Origin of the sequence: Spirosoma endophyticum, assembly GCF_900112365.1 — a bacterium.
In the GTDB taxonomy this organism is placed as follows: domain Bacteria; phylum Bacteroidota; class Bacteroidia; order Cytophagales; family Spirosomataceae; genus Spirosoma; species Spirosoma endophyticum.
Genome location: NZ_FOLQ01000020.1, coordinates 58608 through 75451 on the forward strand (window position 1 = coordinate 58608; position 16844 = coordinate 75451).

Annotated in this window: 17 protein-coding genes and 1 pseudogene; 13 read left to right on the plus strand and 5 right to left on the minus strand. The window is 49.2% G+C overall.

Annotated elements, in window-relative coordinates:
- Nucleotide 1 precedes the first annotated feature (1 nt).
- The gene (locus tag BM202_RS29355) at nt 2-4432 is read right to left on the minus strand and encodes a CusA/CzcA family heavy metal efflux RND transporter (protein ID WP_093832940.1); all 4431 of its coding nucleotides are present in this window, start codon (nt 4430-4432) and stop codon (nt 2-4) included.
- Between the two features lie 99 nt (nt 4433-4531).
- On the minus strand, nt 4532-4870 hold the full coding sequence (locus BM202_RS38950) for a DUF6660 family protein (RefSeq protein WP_093832942.1): 339 nt from the start codon (nt 4868-4870) through the stop codon (nt 4532-4534).
- 167 nt (nt 4871-5037) lie between these two features.
- Here BM202_RS38950 and BM202_RS29365 point away from each other — a divergent pair, with 167 nt between their 5' ends.
- The 3 genes from BM202_RS29365 to BM202_RS29375 all read left to right on the plus strand — a co-directional run bounded on the left by BM202_RS29365 (nt 5038) and on the right by BM202_RS29375 (nt 7162).
- The gene (locus BM202_RS29365) at nt 5038-6234 is read left to right on the plus strand and encodes an MFS transporter (RefSeq protein WP_093832944.1); all 1197 of its coding nucleotides are present in this window, start codon (nt 5038-5040) and stop codon (nt 6232-6234) included.
- A 15-nt stretch (nt 6235-6249) separates the two neighbouring features.
- Complete coding sequence (locus BM202_RS29370; RefSeq protein ID WP_093832946.1) at nt 6250-6834, plus strand: Crp/Fnr family transcriptional regulator; 585 nt, start codon at nt 6250-6252, stop codon at nt 6832-6834.
- Nucleotides 6835-6916: 82 nt separating this feature from the next.
- The gene (locus tag BM202_RS29375; RefSeq protein ID WP_093832948.1) at nt 6917-7162 is read left to right on the plus strand and encodes a hypothetical protein; all 246 of its coding nucleotides are present in this window, start codon (nt 6917-6919) and stop codon (nt 7160-7162) included.
- Between the two features lie 57 nt (nt 7163-7219).
- On the opposite strand, the gene BM202_RS29380 is transcribed toward BM202_RS29375, so the two are convergent.
- Together BM202_RS29380 and BM202_RS38415 are read right to left on the minus strand one after the other, a co-directional pair.
- Nucleotides 7220-7546, minus strand: coding sequence for a hypothetical protein (locus tag BM202_RS29380; RefSeq protein ID WP_093832950.1), 327 nt, complete (start codon nt 7544-7546; stop codon nt 7220-7222).
- 25 nt (nt 7547-7571) lie between these two features.
- Nucleotides 7572-7690 (minus strand): annotated as a pseudogene (locus BM202_RS38415) (biopolymer transporter ExbD); the annotation flags it as partial.
- A 61-nt stretch (nt 7691-7751) separates the two neighbouring features.
- On the opposite strand from BM202_RS38415, the gene BM202_RS38420 reads away from it, so the two are divergent.
- The 10 genes from BM202_RS38420 (at nt 7752) to BM202_RS29425 (ending at nt 14070) form a co-directional block, all read left to right on the plus strand.
- Nucleotides 7752-8225 carry a helix-turn-helix domain-containing protein gene (locus BM202_RS38420; RefSeq protein WP_245776838.1) on the plus strand — a complete coding sequence of 158 codons (474 nt, stop codon included), beginning with the start codon at nt 7752-7754 and terminating at the stop codon, nt 8223-8225.
- Between the two features lie 52 nt (nt 8226-8277).
- Entirely contained in the window at nt 8278-8484 is a 207-nt protein-coding gene (locus tag BM202_RS38425) for a hypothetical protein (RefSeq protein ID WP_245776839.1), read from the plus strand.
- A gap of 12 nt (nt 8485-8496) precedes the next feature.
- Nucleotides 8497-8760: a transposase gene (locus BM202_RS39125; protein ID WP_394333811.1), complete on the plus strand. Its 264-nt coding sequence runs from the start codon at nt 8497-8499 to the stop codon at nt 8758-8760.
- Nucleotides 8741-9085, plus strand: coding sequence for an Lrp/AsnC family transcriptional regulator (locus BM202_RS29395; RefSeq protein WP_177236727.1), 345 nt, complete (start codon nt 8741-8743; stop codon nt 9083-9085). The genes BM202_RS39125 and BM202_RS29395 overlap by 20 nt, the downstream gene beginning before the upstream one ends.
- Nucleotides 9086-9414: 329 nt before the next feature.
- Nucleotides 9415-9858, plus strand: a complete 444-nt coding sequence (locus BM202_RS29400) for a hypothetical protein (protein WP_093832954.1) — start codon at nt 9415-9417, stop codon at nt 9856-9858.
- Nucleotides 9837-10220 (plus strand): hypothetical protein, encoded by a 384-nt coding sequence (locus BM202_RS29405; RefSeq protein ID WP_093832956.1) that lies wholly within the window; start codon nt 9837-9839, stop codon nt 10218-10220. Before BM202_RS29400 ends, BM202_RS29405 begins: the two co-directional genes overlap by 22 nt.
- 220 nt (nt 10221-10440) lie before the next feature.
- Complete coding sequence (locus tag BM202_RS29410) at nt 10441-10842, plus strand: hypothetical protein (RefSeq protein WP_093832958.1); 402 nt, start codon at nt 10441-10443, stop codon at nt 10840-10842.
- A 379-nt stretch (nt 10843-11221) separates the two neighbouring features.
- Nucleotides 11222-11920, plus strand: coding sequence for a carbon-nitrogen hydrolase family protein (locus tag BM202_RS29415; protein WP_093832960.1), 699 nt, complete (start codon nt 11222-11224; stop codon nt 11918-11920).
- 322 nt (nt 11921-12242) lie between these two features.
- Nucleotides 12243-12764, plus strand: a complete 522-nt coding sequence (locus BM202_RS29420) for a hypothetical protein (RefSeq protein WP_093832962.1) — start codon at nt 12243-12245, stop codon at nt 12762-12764.
- A 358-nt stretch (nt 12765-13122) separates the two neighbouring features.
- Nucleotides 13123-14070: a polysaccharide deacetylase family protein gene (locus tag BM202_RS29425; RefSeq protein ID WP_143100784.1), complete on the plus strand. Its 948-nt coding sequence runs from the start codon at nt 13123-13125 to the stop codon at nt 14068-14070.
- Between the two features lie 154 nt (nt 14071-14224).
- Here BM202_RS29425 and BM202_RS29430 read toward each other — a convergent pair whose 3' ends face one another.
- Complete coding sequence (locus BM202_RS29430; RefSeq protein WP_093832966.1) at nt 14225-16597, minus strand: ABC transporter permease; 2373 nt, start codon at nt 16595-16597, stop codon at nt 14225-14227.
- Nucleotides 16598-16844 lie beyond the last annotated feature (247 nt).

The following is a 16844-nucleotide window of genomic DNA, read 5'->3' on the forward strand; positions in this document are numbered from 1 at the left end:
ATCAGGGTAAGCCCAGTAGTTGCTCCAAGCGAATGATGGATTGATTGAATTGGGCCAGCACATCGACGTAGCTGGCACGGGTCTGGTAGGCCTGCGTGAGGGCCAGTGAGTACTGGAGATAGGCAATCTCACCCGCCCGAAAGGCTATGCCCGCTTTTTCCGCCAGTAGCCGGGCCGTCGGCAGCCCGGTTTGTTCGTAGTAGGTCAGACTGCTCTGTAACTTGCGGATTTCCCCGATCGTCGTGGTTAGATCACCCTGTAAATTGCGCTGAGTCAGCGCCAGTGTAGCTTCTCCCAGTTGCTGACCAAGCCGGGCGGCTTCGATGCGGGCCCGCTGCGGTTTGGTAAACAGGGGAACGGCCACCCCCGCCGTAATGCCCTGGAACCGCCTGCCCCCCCTGTAGGTCACTTCGGTATTGTCCACTGTGTAGGTGCCGATGAGCGATTGATTGAAATAACCCAGCGAAAAGCTGGGTAGTAGCCGGGCCTGCTCCACGTCGGTTTGCCGGGTAGCTACCTCGATTTGCTGCCGTAAAAAGGCTAGTTCAGGCGTCTGAGCCAGCGTTGCCGAGTCCGTGATTACCGGTAGGGACCGACGCGTCAGGGTGCTATCCGATAAGTTGACGGGCTGATTGGTATTCAATAGGGTTTGTAGCCGACTCATCGCAATGTGTCGATCCGCTTCAGTTTGGGCTAGTGTATTCCGCAGTTCGCCCAACTGATTGGTAGCCGTGGCTACCTCGACGGCCGTACCTTCTCCCGTTTTCAGTCGAAGCTCCGTCGCCGACCGAAAGGCTACTAACAGGCTGTCCTGACTCCTGAGCAGCCGACGCCGTTCGACCAGGTACAGAAGATCATAATAAGCCGCCTTTACCTGAGCGCGTAGTCCATTCTGGCTAATACGAGCCTGCTGCTGGCTACCCGCGACGTTGGCATCCGCCAGTCGGCCCAATTGCCGAATCAGTTTAGGATTGGGCAGGTTTTGTGAAATGGTAAAATTGTTATCGAAGTGAGGGCCATTATAATGGCCCCCCATCCAGGAGAAGTTGGTCGTCCCGATGTCGCGGGCGGTCCGGCGTCCGGTTTGCTGCTGGCTGATGCTCAGCGCGCTGATGCGAGCGGTTCCGTTGTTGGTGGAAGCCTGTTGCAGGGCTGCATCCAGCGACAGGGCCCCGGACCCTGGAGAGCCCGTCGTTAATTGCGGCACCTGAGCCCGAACAGGCTGAGCTAAACTCGCCCCCAGTACCCCAATCAGCAGCCAACCAGCTACTTTACTCGCGATGGTGGGTGCCAGGGTTTCTTTTTTCTTTCTCAAGGCACCGGCGGTTGTCTGTTCCCACCAGTACAGGCAGGGCAGCACCAATAGGGTTAGTAACGTAGCCGACACCAGTCCACCAATGACCACGGTGGCTAGCGGTCGCTGTACCTCAGCTCCGGCCGTGGTCGCCAGGGCCATCGGTAAAAATCCCAGTGAGGCCACCAAGGCGGTCATCATCACCGGCCTGAGCCGCGTGGCGGTCCCCTGAAGAATGCGCTCCGGTAAACTCAAATCGGTTTCATCCCTGAGGTGATTGAATTCCCCGATCAGCACGATGCCGTTGAGCACCGCCACCCCGAACAGCGCAATAAAGCCCACACCCGCCGAAATGCTGAACGGCATATCCCGAAGCCAGAGGGCAATGATACCCCCAATAGCCGACAGCGGTATGGCCGAGAAAATCAGCAGGCTCTGGCGGATCGACCGGAAGGTGAAGAAGAGAAGCAGAAAAATTAGCCCCAGGGCAACCGGTACGGCGACACTAAGCCGGTCTTTGGCTTCCTGTAGATTTTGGAACTGGCCGCCATAGGTGACATAGTATCCCACAGGTAATTTAATCTGGGTGTCCAGCTTACCCCGTACGTCATTCACCACACTTTCCACGTCGCGCCCCCGAACGTTGAAGGCGACAGTAATGCGTCGTTTCGCATCTTCCCGTTGAATCTGGTTAATGCTGTTTTGAAACGAAACATCGGCAATTTGACTGAGGGGCACATTCTGACCGTCTACCGTCGTTACCATTAGATTCTGGACGTCTTCCAAGCGCTGGCGGCTTTGCTGCTGCAGGCGAATTACCAGATCATACCGTCGTTCGCCTTCGTAGACTAAACCCGCCGACGTGCCCGCAAAGGCAGCCTCCAAATACCGGTTGGCTTCCTCAACCGACAACCCAAAGCGGGCCAGTGCATCCCGGTCGAACTTAACCACGATCTGGGGCAGGCCCGATACCTGTTCGACGTAGAGATCCTCCGCGCCTGGAACCTGGCTCACGAGTCGGCCAATGCGAGCGGCATAATCGGCTAATACCCCAAGATCTTCCCCATACAGTTTTATCGCAATATCCTGCTTGACGCCCGAGATTAACTCACTAAACCGCATCTGAATGGGTTGCAGAAAACCATAACTGACCCCCGGTATTTGAGCCAGTTTTGCCTGCATCTTTTCGGCCAGTTCCTCCCGACTGCTGGCCGAGGTCCAGTCTTTCCGATCCTTTAGGATCACCATCAGATCGGTCGCTTCAATGGGCATGGGATCGGTTGGAATCTCACTAGCGCCCGTTTTGCCAATCGTTTCAATGACTTCAGGAAAATTTTCTTTGAGCACCCGGCCCGCCTGAAGCGAGGCATCACTGGATTGAGAAAGGGACGAGCCGGTCATCACCCGGGTCTCCACCGCGAAATCACCCTCGTCCAACTGCGGGATAAACTCACCGCCTAACCGGCTAAAAATAAATAGTGCCCCGGCCAGCAAGACGAGCGACAACCCAACCACCAGCCCTTTATGGTTCAGCGTCCAGCGAATGGCCGGGTCGTAACCCCAGTGAAAAAAGGCCATGATCCGGTCCGAGATCGTCTTACGCCCTTCCCGAATGGGCTTCTTGCTCAGCAGCAGCGCCGAAGCCATGGGAACGTAGGTGAGCGATAAAATAAATGCGCCTAGAATAGCGAAGGCGACCGTCTGGGCCATGGGTCTAAACATTTTACCTTCAATACCAACCAGCGCCAGAATGGGCAGATAGACGATCAGAATGATAATTTCACCAAAAGCCGCCGACGAACGAATGCGGCTGGCCGATTCAAAGACTTCCTCGTCCAGTTGGTCCTGGGAAAGGTGGTGCCGGTAGTTTTTCAACGCGATGTGATGCAGCGTGGCCTCCACGATGATCACGGCTCCGTCCACGATCAGACCAAAGTCAATCGCCCCCAGACTCATTAAATTACCCGATACGCCGAATAAATTCATCAGACTGACGGCAAATAACATCGCCAGTGGAATAACCGAGGCCACCACCAGACCTGCCCGCCAGTTGCCCAGCAGCAGAACCAGGACAAAGATGACGATGAGTGCGCCTTCGGTGAGGTTTTTTTCAACCGTACCAATGGCCCGGTTGACGAGTTTGGTGCGGTCCAGAAAGGCATGAATCTCCACGCCTTCCGGTAATGATTTTTTTATCTGCTCAATGCGCTGTTTGACGTTATCGATCACCTGGGATGAATTAGCCCCCTTGAGCATCATCACGATGGCCCCCACCACTTCGCCTTCCCCGTTTCGGGTCATGGCTCCGTACCGCACGGCCTGTCCGAGTTGAACCTGGGCTACGTCACGCACCAGTACCGGGATACCGCCCGAGGTTCGGTGAACGACAATCTTACCAATATCCTGCAGGGTACCAATGAGTCCTTCAGAACGAATGAAATACGCGTTTGGTCGGCGGTCAATGTAAGCTCCACCCGCATTCTGGTTGTTGCGTTGAAGGGCGGTGAACAGTTCATCCATCGTTACGCCCGATGCCCTTAACCGCTGCGGATCGACAGCGACTTCGTATTGTTTGAGAAATCCCCCGAAACTACTGACATCGGCTACGCCCTTGGTACCCAATAATTGCCGCCGGACGATCCAGTCCTGAATCGAACGCAGTTCCATCGTCTGATACCGTTTCTCATAGCCAGGCTTCGCCCGCAGGACATATTGATAGATTTCTCCTAGTCCCGTAGTCATGGGTGACAATTCGGGGGTACCGGCGTCGAGAGGAATCTGAGCGCGGGCCTGTTGCAGCCGCTCAAATACCTGCTGGCGGGCGAGATTAACATCAACGTCATCGTCCATGACAATGGTGACAACCGACAGACCAAAGCGAGAAATAGACCGAACTTCAATCAGGTCGGGCAGGGTGGCCATTGTCTGCTCGATCGGAAAACTAATAAGCCGCTCGACATCCAGGGCCGACAAAGCCGGGCTTTGGGTAATGACCTGTACCTGGTTATTGGTAATATCGGGCAGGGCGTCGATGGGCAGCCGAGTTAATGAATAACTCCCCCAACTAACTAGGGCGAGGGTGAAAAGCCCAATAATGAGTTTATTTTGGATGGAAAATCGAATAATACGATCCAGCATAATCGAATCTGAACAAGTGAGAAAAGAGAAGATGCTGTTATAGCTATTCAGCACACGCTTTTTGGAAAAGGTGCGATAAAGGCATTAACAGCATGGGGATCAGACCCGGAGTTTGGGAGGTTGCCAAATGGCCGTGAGGGGATCGGCCCAGTGAATCAGCGTGTAGTCAAAGCTAGTTACACTAGCTGGTATGCTCTGAAATACAGGCTTTATAACATAGCTGAAGCAGCCTATAACTGTAATTGTAACGGCACAGCAGGCACAGCTACAAAACGGCGTACACTGATCGTGTTCGTGATGGGAAGTACCCGGCTCAGAAGCGGCAGAAGTCAATACAGCCACACTACTCTGCTCCGGGAGAGAGTCCATTTCATCCGCACAGGGCCACAAGGAGAGACCGAGCAGATATAAGGCCAGTAGGGTCGTCCACCATTTCACAAACGCAAAGGTACGCTAAAGCTTTGTGCAACAGGTAGTCAAAAAGAAATGGCAGGCTTCCTGGACGTTATAATCGACTACCCGGAAAATCTGTTGATCCACATCAATGACAGTCGATGACTGGCTCCCTAATTTTGCCCTAACAACTTGGTCAGATCCCTATCAATATGGTCGAACGCACTCAGGCAGAACGAACCCCCCTTACCCGTATCCTTTTACTTATTTTCGGTACAATTTCGTTTGAATTCCTGATTATGGGTATCTCCCTGGGTCTCTTGCCCGGATTTGTTCATACTACGCTTCATTTTAATAATGTGATGGTGGGCGTAGTTGTCGGGTTACAATACGTAGCCACTTTGTTGACCCGTCATCTGGCGGGAAAATCCGCGGATATGAAAGGGGGGAAAGTGACGGTCACGATTGGTCTGGCGCTCTCTGCCTTATCGGGCCTTTGTTGCCTGATCGCCATTTTTTTTACGGCCAATGCGATCCTCTGCCTGATTATTCTGATGCTGGCCCGTATTTTGTTAGGGGTTGGTGAGAGTTATCTGGTGGTGGGGATGTTTGCTTGGGGATTTGTGTTGGTTGGCTCGAAAAATACCGGTAAAGTGATGGTATGGACGGGATTAGGCATGCACGGCGGTATGGCCCTGGGTGCTCCGGCAGGCCTGTTCCTGCTCACCTCATTTGGTAATGAAACCGCGTTTGCCACGATGGTCGGGATGCCTTTTCTGGGTTATTTGCTCACGCTATTGTTGCCCAGCATTCCCCTACCCCAATTGGAAAAGAGGCTGCCATTTTACCATGCTATAAAATTGGTTTGGAAAGCCGGTACCGGCTTAGCGATGGCCAGTATTGGTTTTAGTGGGATAGCCTCGTTTATAACCCTGTATTTTGCGCAAAAAGGATGGGACAATGCCCCCTTAGCGTTAAGTGCATTCGGAACGGGTTACCTGGTGATGCGCCTATTTTTTGCTCACTTCCCCGATAAATTTGGCGGAGCCAAAGTGGCCATCGTCTGTTTAGTCGTTGAAAGTATAGGGCAGACTTGTATTTGGCAGGCCCCCAATGGATTGGTGGCCATCCTGGGAGCGATTTTAACCGGTTGCGGTATGTCATTGGTATTCCCATCCTTTGGCCAATTAGCGATTAAAGCGATCTCCCCGTCGAACAGAGGCATGGCCATGGCGGCTTACAATGCCTTCTTTGATTTAGGCATGGGCTTAACGGCTCCCTTAGCCGGATTGATAGCCGGTGGCGTCCATTATGAATACATTTATCTTTTTGGAGCGGTAGCGGCTATTGTTGGTTTAGTGATCGCGTATCAGGAATTAAGTAGTGAGAAAGCAAACTGGGCTACTTGAGTAGTTCTTTAACCTGTGGTAGACAAACAAAATTTAGCCGCCTACATCCGCCAAACGGTTCAGCTTACCGATGAGCAGTTGGCGTTTGTATTGGGTTATTTCAAGCCATCGAAGCACCCTAAAAATAAAATTATTGTCGATGTGGGTGAGGTAAACCAGTACATGAATTTCATTGATAGCGGTTGTGTACGCTTATTTTTCAGTAGTGAAGAGGGCCAAGAAATCACTCGTCACATCGTATTCGATCATCAATTTGCCACCGGCCTGGCCAGTTTTATTTTACAAAGCCCCTCCCAGGAAGCCTTACAAGCATTAGAGCCCACGACACTTTTACGCATTAGCCGACCCGATTTCTATTATTTACTAAACATCATTCCCGCCTGGGAGACGTTCTTCAGGAAGTACCTGGAGTTTGCTTATCTAAATAACCTGACCATTTTTCAACGGGAAATCATGAAGGATGCCACCGAACGATATAAGGACTTGCTGGCTGTTAATCCTCATCTTGTCAAGCGATTACCCAACAAAATTGTCGCATCGTATTTGAACATGTCACCCGAAACGCTGAGTCGCTTGAAATCAAAAATTCAATTGGATTAGCTAATTTCTTCCTGAAAAGCGATCTCCTTCACGGCATTAGATAGTTTAGTTTTCAACTAGCCTTTCCTGATCGTATACCTCCATGCCCTATGCGCCTAGCTCCTCTGGAAATACTCCACGTGCGCTAACCTACGCAGCGGCTGATGCCGTAGCTGCTCTACAGCTTGGGGATGAGGTGACCGCCTTATTGCTGGAATTCAACGCTACCCTGCTTGACGAAATAACGCAGGCCAGTAAACCGCACCCATACAAATTTGGTTTCGGGTTGGTCTCTACCCTGACTATGCGGCCCCATGCGGACACATGGTCAGTGATAAAACTCGGCTAGTCCAGTTGAAGGATTAGTATTGTAGTGAGGAATAGAGGGATCTGGCAGTTGTAGCGACTAGACATTGATACCGCCTTTCAACCCAACCTGGAGGGGTCGGTATTGAGCTAATAAATTTAAACCCTGGAGAATGAACAGGTGGCTGGTAAAGACAAATAACTGGTAGACAGGAATAAAAGGCCTGACTGAACCATCGTCAATACCCAGCCACCAGGCCCTTTGCGCAGGCCCGTATTGATAGCCAAGCCACTGGCAATCAGTGAGGAAAAAGGCAATGGATGACGAGATTCCCAGCGTCAGCACCACCAGTAGACTTCGATTAAATGTAAAACCCAAGTTCCTGATCAGGGTAGCGTTATTTTTTAACCAAATAGGTAGGTTCATAAAGCGGATAAGTAGAGGTAATCGATCAGTTCTTATCTGGTAGCCAACTCACTGGTGGGGCTCCGTACCGGTGATCAGATTAAACTTGTTTATATTTTGAACTTGTAGCGTAGCCAACACATCTTTGAATTTAGGAAAAGTGGCCGCCGAAGGCTACATTATTGATCAGTGAGTAAGTTTATTAACGTTTGTGCCTTGGCTTTTTATGGCTACCTACAAACAGGCAGATTACGAAGCGCTGCGGCATCGCTGCGTCGAACTCAACCAGGCAGGCTGGAAGCAGGCCGATATTGCCCGAGCCTTCGGCCTGACACCCGCCTGGGTTAGTCAGACGCTTAAAACCTTCCGCCAACAGGGGGAGGCCGGCCTAATAACCGGCAAACGCACCGGAGCACCACCCCGGCTGACGATGGAGCAACTCGACCAGCTAACCATGGAACTGGCTAAAGGCGCTCAGCACCACGGCTTTTCAGGCCAGGTCTGGACCCGGCCGCGCATCAACCAGGTTATCAATCAGCTCTTTGGCGTCAGCTACGATCCGTCTCAAATCGGGCGACTACTCAAGAAAGTAGGTTGGAGCCGACAAAAACCCGCCCGGATAGCCCGACAACAGGATACTCAGGCTGTTCTCAATTGGCAGGAAGAACGTTTACCCGCTCTCAAAAAAAGCCCAAACTGAAGGGCGAACGATTCTGTACGTGGACGAAGCGGCTTGTTATTTATTACCTTTTGTGGCTCATAGCTGGGCTCCGCGTGGTCAAACGCCCTTGTTGGTAGAGCAGGCTGGACGGGCGCACCTCAATCTAATTGCCGCTATTGCTCCCAATGGTCGCTTGTATCTAGCGGGTCAAGATCAGGCATTTGACAGCGAAGCGATTTGCTGGTTTCTGGGTAAGCTCTGTTGGCATTACCGACGTCAAAACCTGTTGGTTATTTAGGATGGGGCGGCCATCCACCGTTCGCAAACCGTTAGAGACTGGCTTCACCATCGACCTGGTCGAGTGCATTTGGAGCGTTTACCGGCTTACAGTCCCATGCTCAATCCGGTCGAGTTAGTCTGGAGCCAACTTAAGCGATCGCTGAAAAATCGGGTCTTTACAAGCCTGGAATCGCTCCAAGCCGCCGTGCTGGAAGAGGTTGATTACTTACAGGCGGATCACCAACGAATCCGTTGCTTTTTTCGCAAAAAAGAGGTTGCCTTCTTCACGGACTAATTCACGGGTCTATAAGGAGTATGTAGCCCTGGTTGATCCCTATAAAGTAGGTTTGACGTTTACGGTCATTGTCGCGGTGTCGCTTAACAGTCAGCGTCTTAACTACGTGGAGGAATTTTCCAGGCAGATAGCGGCTCTGGATGAGGTGGTAGAGGCTTATGTGACGGGAGGCATCTTTGATTATGTGCTCAAAGTGGTTGTCAAAGATCCGGCGACCTATAATACCTTTATCGCCACGAAACTATCGGTCATTCCCAATATCAGCAAGATTCAAAGCTCGTTCGTAATGAGCTATATCAAGCAATCGACTCGACTGCACTTTTAACCCACTCACGCACAAACACCCATTTCTAGGTAGCCACGACATATTTACGATGTATGGCCAGCATCAAAAACTGATCTGTTAACAGACTCACAAAACGCCCGAATAAAGAAGCAGATTCATGAAAGATCCTCGCTTCACTTCTGGAAGCGATTTACACGACGATTATCTTCTAACCAACTATTAACTTCGGTTGGTAGCATACGAATTGGAGTGTTCAGCGCGATTTCTTGTAACGTCAGCACTATTTTTAGTGTTGACTACTTATAATTGTTATAAGTTTGTTACAAATGGCGCAAGGTGTGGGGTCGTTTTTCATTACGAAGTAAGTTATGCCCAGTGGAGTAGACTTTCAGAACCTATCAACAAAGAGACTGGATGAAGCCAAGGCATTATTAGCTGTCGGAATGAGTGAAGGGGCGTTTTATTTAGCTGGCTATGCCGTTGAATGCGCCCTAAAGGCTGTAGCCTGCAAGACGTTAGATATTGAAATATTTAATCAAAACGCAGAGATTAACAAAGGCTTTAAAACGCACAGAATAGATCACTTGATCGTTCTGGCTGGGCTATCTAATAAGCTGAGTGCTTATTGCAGTCTAAATGGGCCATTTCAGGTTACGGTTAACGAGTTTGTTAACCCACCAACGAACGTACAGACTTGGGGCGCTTGGACAGAAGAAGCTCGCTATAACATGAATCCTTGCAACCCTGCGGTTGCTACAACATTTGTTTCAAACGTAGAAACCTTCATCACATGGTTAAAGAATCATTGGTAAATGCGCTAAAGGCACTCTTTGTTAGCCTAAGAGAACAGAAGGGGGCTATTGTTGACCGCGCAGCGCTGGTGCCTGCCTACGATGGTGCGGTCGCTGGATTATACATACTGACCGTAAGTATGCCCGACAATAATACCTGCTCGAATAAGATCGAGTGTTTAATTTTAGGGGTACATGAGTACATGGAAGTTGAGGATAGAAAATCAATCGCTGGTGTACGTGTCTTTAATACTGCTGACGAGTTTGATTATTACATACGGACGGGATATGGTTACGAACACTGTGAGCCTTGTATGCAATACATGCAGACGCCTAGAGCTGAATTGAGGCCGGAAATTATTTCTGTTGCTGAGTATGCTTGATTACTGCAAATAAAAAGCCCCCTGTAAATTACAGGGGGCTTTTTATTTGCCTTACAGTTACGTGTACCTACATAAGTTAGTTTGGTCGGCGTAGTTTTTACGTTTGGGCACGTTAATGAAAGGGTACAGAAACCGGCAAGACTCGCAAATAAGGGTCTTGCGAAATGGAGCGTTTAATGAGAATAAAAAAGACAGTTTCTAATTTGTGCTAACTTTCGGTATGAATAGAGCCGAAACAATCCTAGCTGAGCTTGTCCAGTCGGTAGCGGGTACCACTGATGCATCATCCATTCCATACGTGATGAAAGGATGCCAAGGGCCTGCTTATGCCATCGAGCACCAAGCTGGGGGTACTAACCGCGCAAACGACGCGACAGTTTTAGTGGTGGATGCTTTGAGGCAGCAAATGCCCACTTCAAAACTAATTCGGCCAGTCATTCTTCGCATTCGTACCCATTCCAAGTTCCCTTTGCTAATGCGGGAGTTGGGAACAATCACAGAAGGCATTCAGGCAATTGTTGGCCGCAAACCAAGTCAGTTTCTGTACCTTCAAGACGACAAAGGCCAATCTGGCGATCAACTCATGCTTTCCCTAGTCTACTGGTTGAAAGACATTGAATAGAAATTGGCATTGTCTAGTATAGGTTATAAGCTTTAAGTAGCCAGTGTTTGAATGGTCTCTCTATGAGGATTTTATTAGAATATTATAAACGTGAGTTACTTAAGCTAGTATGGATTAGCTAACTTGTGACAAGCAAACCAATGCACTTAACGAGCCCTAGCCTTGGCAAAAGAGTTTCCTTACTGGCTGACCATTTTAATATTCCTTCTAGTGCAAACCTACATCTTTTGACAAAAAGTACGGACCGCTATGATGCTGAGAAGCAGCGGCTGACCGTTTGAGCCCTAAAACCACTAATAAACTTTCGACAAAAGTTGTACACTCAGTTAAGCTACGACGATCTTTGTCTATCTTGATAGCTGGATCCCCTTTACTAGTCATGAAGCTTTGTGTGGCACAAACTAAGCCCATTCGAGGCGACATCCCTCGCAACATTAGGCAGCATATCCAGCTGATTAAACAAGCAATTGATGTAGGAGCCGATGTCATCATCTTCCCCGAATTGTCGTTGACAGGCTATGAACCGGAGTTAGCGGCCGAGCTAATCATGGAATTGAAGGATGATCGGTTACAGCCGTTCCAGGAATTAAGTGACACTCATGGCCTGGTTATAGGCGTTGGCTTACCCACTCATGGCCAGGGGGGTATCCTGATCAGCTTGCTCCTATTTATTCCTCATCAGCCCAGACAGGTGTACTCTAAACAGTATCTTCATCCGGATGAAGAACCTTATTTCGTACCAGGGACAAAGCCAGTTTTATTGACTTGGAAGGAGAAAACGATCGCTCTTGCCATCTGCTATGAAGTATTTGTGGCTGAACACGCCTCCATCGCCAACCAAAACAGGGCTGGTATTTATCTGGCGAGCGTTGCCAAAAGTGCTACTGGGGTGGAGCGGGCAAACAAACGGCTGTCCCAGATCGCTTCTGAGTTTGGCATGACCGTTTTAATGGCCAACAGTGTGGGCTATCAAGACAACTTCTTGAGTGCTGGCGGCTCGGCTGCCTGGAATAGCGATGGTAAATTGATCGACCAACTGGCCGATGAGGCTGATGCACTGTTGGTTATAACTGTATAGATTGGCGTATCCTACATTCGCTCGTTAGTTTCCTAGAAAAGCACCACCTCCGAATCGTACTCTTTTTATGGCTGGTTTTCATGTTTTAGCAAGGGCTAGGGCTATTTTATCAAACGCCCTATTTTATTCACAGACAGGAGAAATTTTCGTGTCTCAAGATGGAGCGTTTATATAAGACAGTACAGTTTTTAATATCTGTGAAATATAATCTGTCGCATACGGACTCCTGATCAGTGAAACTCATTACACCACTTCCTAAAAGAGTTGAGAGCAGAATACTATTTCTTCGTTCATTAGCCTACCCTTTATAACTCTAACTCCTATGAAGCTATTTGTACTCCTGCTGGCCTTGTTGAGTAGCTTATACGCGAACGCCCAATCCGTTGAAGCGAGACTAAAAATGAAGGTTTTAAAAATAGAAACTGATAAGGCCAAGAAAGACGGACGGCTCATAACAGAGGCTCAGTTTACCTCTTTCCAATACCGATTGATTCCCATTAAGGACTGGTGGAAGATGTTTTATGACATCCATAGAAAGTTCAAGACCGATATGAGTCGGGTGCTAGAGGTATCCGTGGTTGATCGACAAAAGCAGGATAGCCTTGCTGGCACTCATCAAGCCGATTCACTGGCTACTTTATTAAGCCGAATGCAGCAAGACACGAGTGTTTCAAAAGAAGAAACTTATTTTAAAGCGAAATATGAAAATGCGAGCCCCACTCAGCAGGTGTACGAAGTATTGTATGAATTGAGATACAAGCATTCGGGGCAAGTGATACAGGCTAGCAAGCTACGTAAAGCTTTCTACCAACATGACCTATCCGAAGTTCATTCCTTTAATTAAGTAAAATGGCTGCTTGAATAGAATTGGATTAGTACAAAAAATTGTCCCACAGTAAGTTAGCACTATCCTGAGCACAGTTGAATAACTTATGTGGCTGTTGCAAAAGTTAGGAAGAAGGTACTTCGTATACGACGGATAGTCGTTGACAGGTATTAAAAAAACAAGCCATACCATTAAACTCCCATTTTAGAAGCATATACATGAACATTCCTTTGTCTCATTCGGGAGCCTTTCGTGAGAAGTTACACAACTGGTTTAAAAAAAAGACAAATTGCGGCTTTTTCACTCGTAGTGAAGGGTAAGGAGTTAACCTGCCTCAATCAATTACCTTTCTTTGAAACAGCAAAACCGCATCGTTATGACAAAACCCTTCATGCTCCTGCTGCTGGCGACGGCTTGTGGCCTGATCAATCCGGTCGATCTTAAGCTCCAGGCTCAACCAGCACAAGCCATCAAGCCCACGTTAGCCCTTACCTTTGACGACGGCTCAATCAGTGATGTTGGTGAGTACAAATTGGAAACCTGGAATCAACGGCTGCTGGACCAGCTGAAAAAAAACAAGCTCAAGGCCATCTTATTTTCGGCGGGCGCCAACAAGTCTGGCCCCAAAGGGAAATACGTGCTAAGCTCCTGGAACGACGCGGGGCATCTGATCGCCAATCATACCTTCTCGCATGTCAACTTTAACAGTAAACAGGTCAGTCTGGACGATTTCAAGCTTGAACTAGCTAAAAATGACAGCCTCATCAAGCCCTACTCGAATTATGCCCCTTACTTTCGATTTCCCTACCTCAAGGAAGGCAACACGAAAGAAAAAGTGGAGGGGTTCAGAGCCTTTATGAAGCAGCAAGGGTATAAAAATGGCCACGTTACGATTGACGCTTCCGATTGGTACATCGACGCTCGCTTAAACGAGCGACTAAAAGAAAATCCGAAAGCTGATCTTTCCGGTTTTAAAAACTACTATAAAAACCACTTATTGAACCGGGCGCTTTACTATGATTCGCTGGCCTATCAGCTCATCAAGCGGCGCATCCATCACGTACTGCTGCTGCATCATAATCTAGCGGCCGCCCTTTTCCTGGACGATTTGATCGCCCATTTTAAAGCCAACGGGTGGGACGTTATTGACGCCGATCAAGCGTATAAGGATATCATTTATGATGAAGTACCCACCCCGATTCCCGCCGGTGAAAGTTTAATCTGGGCTTTAGCCAAACAATCCGGCCGGTTTGACAAGAGGCTGCGTTACCCCGCCGAGGACGGCGAGTATGAAAAACCGGTGATGGACAAGTTAGGGCTTTGAGCTAACATGCCCCGATTAAGATGCACTTGGTTAAACGCCCCTTTATCTCACTTAGGAGCATTTTGTGAGATTAAGCAAGGCGATCATTACATAATTTATATAGGTTAACTTCAGGAGTCAGTTCAGGTGCTGCCGTTTATAGATTGGCTACCCATTAATCGCTTCTCAGCGAGTTGACTGGATTCATCAGTGCCGCTTTTACACTCTGGAAACTCACGGTCAACAGGGCAATACTAACCCCTAGTAAACCGGCCAGGGCAAACACCCACCACTCAATCGTGATTTTGTACTCGTAGTCTTTTAAAAACTGGCTCATAGCGTAATACGCAATCGGGCTGGCAATCATAAAAGCGATCAGGACTAGTTTCAGAAAGTCTTTAGAGAGCAGAGCGACAATACCCGCAACGCTCGCGCCGAGCACTTTGCGAACGCCGATTTCTTTTGTCCGTTGTGTTACCACAAACGACACCAAACCAAATAAACCAAGGCAGCCGATGAAAATACCAACGATGGCAAACAGCGTTAGAAAGTTGGCCAGTTTACGTTCGTCATCGTAAAAAGCTCGCAGGTCCTGGTCCAGAAAGGTCGGCCTAAAATAAGCATTGGGGAACAGGGCCTTCCAGTATTGCTCAATGTGGGCAATGGCTTTTGTGGTTTGCTGTGGGTCGATACGGATACTAGCCGTCTGAAGATTCCCGTCGGTGTATAGAAATATGTGGGGTACGATAGACGACCGCAGGCTCTGCGAGTGGTAATCTTTCACCACCCCCAGTATGGTGAAGGGTTTGTCATAATAAAGATTGATCCGTTCGCCAATGGCCCGTTCCGGCGTTTGGAAGCCCAGATCGCGGGCGGCTTTCTCGTTGATGATAGCCACCGTGTTCGTGTCGGCGCGGTTCCACGACCGACCAGCGACCAGTGGAATCTTAAAGAATTGAAAATAATTGGTGTCTACGTGCTGAAACCGGAATGTGTATTCGCCGTTTGGCAGATTACGATGACGTACCGTATTCCACCACCAGTTGTGACTGCTCGACGGCGTGGTTAGTCCGAACGCTACGTCCTTGATTTCCGGATGCTGGCGCAGCTGTTGCCGGAATCGTTCGCGCAGAACGACATTGTCTCGTTCCGGCATGTCGACGGTCACGACGGCCTGTTTATCGAACCCTAAGTCTTCCTGGTACAAATACCGAATCTGCTTAATACCCAACAGCGTACAGATAACCAGTACCTGGGCAATCACGAATTGCACGACGACCAATGTTTGCCGAAGCGATATGCCCCGGCGAGGTCCTGAAAAACGCCCGCGCAGCACGCGCACTGGCTGGAACCCCGATAAGACTAGGGCTGGGTAGCTACCTGCCAGTAAAGTTACCAACGTGCCCAGACTCAGCAGAAAGAGAAGGGTGCTGCCATTCCAGATCGTCGACTGTCCGACCTGGGTATTCAACAAGCGGTCAGCGAACGGGATCAACTGCGTCGCCAGTAAACTACCTAAGCCAATGGCCAGGAAAACCAACAAGGCCGTTTCCCCGAGGAACTGCGAGATGAGCTGTGAACGACTGCTGCCTAGCACTTTCCGTACAGCAATCTCGCGGCTGCGCTGCGTCGCCTGCACGGTAGCCAGGTTGATAAAATTGATACCGGCCAGGCCAATGAGCAGCACGCCAATGCCCGCCAGTGTATACACCATCCAGCCTGCGATGGTATAATTGAAGGCATCTATGTCCGTATCGAAATGAGCATCCGGTAATGGCATTAGATCGTAGGATATATAATCCGATTCTTTTCTGTGGCGGGCCGCCAGCCGGTTCAGCCCCGTTTCAATCGTTGTTGGCAACGCACCCGGTTCGAGTAGTACGTACCCATGAAATTTTGAATCGCCCCCGCCCCAGTGATTCTCGTTTTTGTACATCGCCTGCACAATGGGTAGGGTCGCGTAAGAGACAAGGACCCGAATCGGCAACATTGAATTTGGTTTGACGTTTCGAATAATGCCCGAAACTGTCAGCGTAGCTACATTATCCAATCGTAGTGTTTTACCCAACGCATTATGCCCAAACCAGTCCTGGGCGGTTTTTTCGTCCAGCACCACCTGATTGGGAGCCGTCAGTGATTGCTTGGGCGAACCGCTTAACCAGACTAGGTCAATCATGTCGGCCAGTGTCGGCGGTGCATAGAAAAAGCCGGTTGCGTTCACTACCTGCTGGCCAATCTTTACGCTCACCGTATTGCCGGTGCCTTTTACACTAACCGCTTTTGCCACGCCAGGAAACTGCGTCTGCAACGCCTTGATTATACCCTGTGGCACATGGGAGTTTGCTTCGCCGTATTTGTCGTGGCTACGAACTTGGTATAATCGGCCGGTATTTCGGTGATACCGGTCAAAACTGTACTCGAACCTAACAATCCAAAACAGCATAATCGCTACGCCCAGCCCCAGCGCTAACCCGATTAGGTTAATAAGCGTATAGCTTCGGTTACGTACCAGATTTCTCCAGGTTGTAATCAAATAATTTCGTAGCATACTCGTCCAGGTTTATTCTGATCGTACTGACTATACGGGGTTGACCTACGTAGTCCAGATGAAGTCATGATCCTCGTCGGCCAAATATCATACCAAGTCTATGAAAAATCGCTGGTGAGTAATATAGGCTAATTAGCCCGACGAATACTGTACGATTACGGACACAATTGTCCGGTTTACACGTACCGAAACAATTTAGACTGGAGCAAGATATAGGCTAAAGTAGGGTGCAGTAACCCTATTTCAA

Bases quoted from the DNA above. Each gene is read 5' to 3' on its own strand.
- BM202_RS29355 (WP_093832940.1), bottom strand. From the start codon at position 4,432: ATGCTGGATCGTATTATTCGATTTTCCATCCAAAATAAACTCATTATT.
- BM202_RS29365 (WP_093832944.1), top strand. From the start codon at position 5,038: ATGGTCGAACGCACTCAGGCAGAACGAACCCCCCTTACCCGTATCCTT.
- BM202_RS29375 (WP_093832948.1), top strand. From the start codon at position 6,917: ATGCCCTATGCGCCTAGCTCCTCTGGAAATACTCCACGTGCGCTAACC.
- BM202_RS29380 (WP_093832950.1), bottom strand. From the start codon at position 7,546: ATGAACCTACCTATTTGGTTAAAAAATAACGCTACCCTGATCAGGAAC.
- BM202_RS38420 (WP_245776838.1), top strand. From the start codon at position 7,752: ATGGCTACCTACAAACAGGCAGATTACGAAGCGCTGCGGCATCGCTGC.
- BM202_RS29400 (WP_093832954.1), top strand. From the start codon at position 9,415: ATGCCCAGTGGAGTAGACTTTCAGAACCTATCAACAAAGAGACTGGAT.
- BM202_RS29405 (WP_093832956.1), top strand. From the start codon at position 9,837: ATGGTTAAAGAATCATTGGTAAATGCGCTAAAGGCACTCTTTGTTAGC.
- BM202_RS29410 (WP_093832958.1), top strand. From the start codon at position 10,441: ATGAATAGAGCCGAAACAATCCTAGCTGAGCTTGTCCAGTCGGTAGCG.
- BM202_RS29415 (WP_093832960.1), top strand. From the start codon at position 11,222: ATGAAGCTTTGTGTGGCACAAACTAAGCCCATTCGAGGCGACATCCCT.
- BM202_RS29420 (WP_093832962.1), top strand. From the start codon at position 12,243: ATGAAGCTATTTGTACTCCTGCTGGCCTTGTTGAGTAGCTTATACGCG.
- BM202_RS29425 (WP_143100784.1), top strand. From the start codon at position 13,123: ATGACAAAACCCTTCATGCTCCTGCTGCTGGCGACGGCTTGTGGCCTG.
- BM202_RS29430 (WP_093832966.1), bottom strand. From the start codon at position 16,597: ATGCTACGAAATTATTTGATTACAACCTGGAGAAATCTGGTACGTAAC.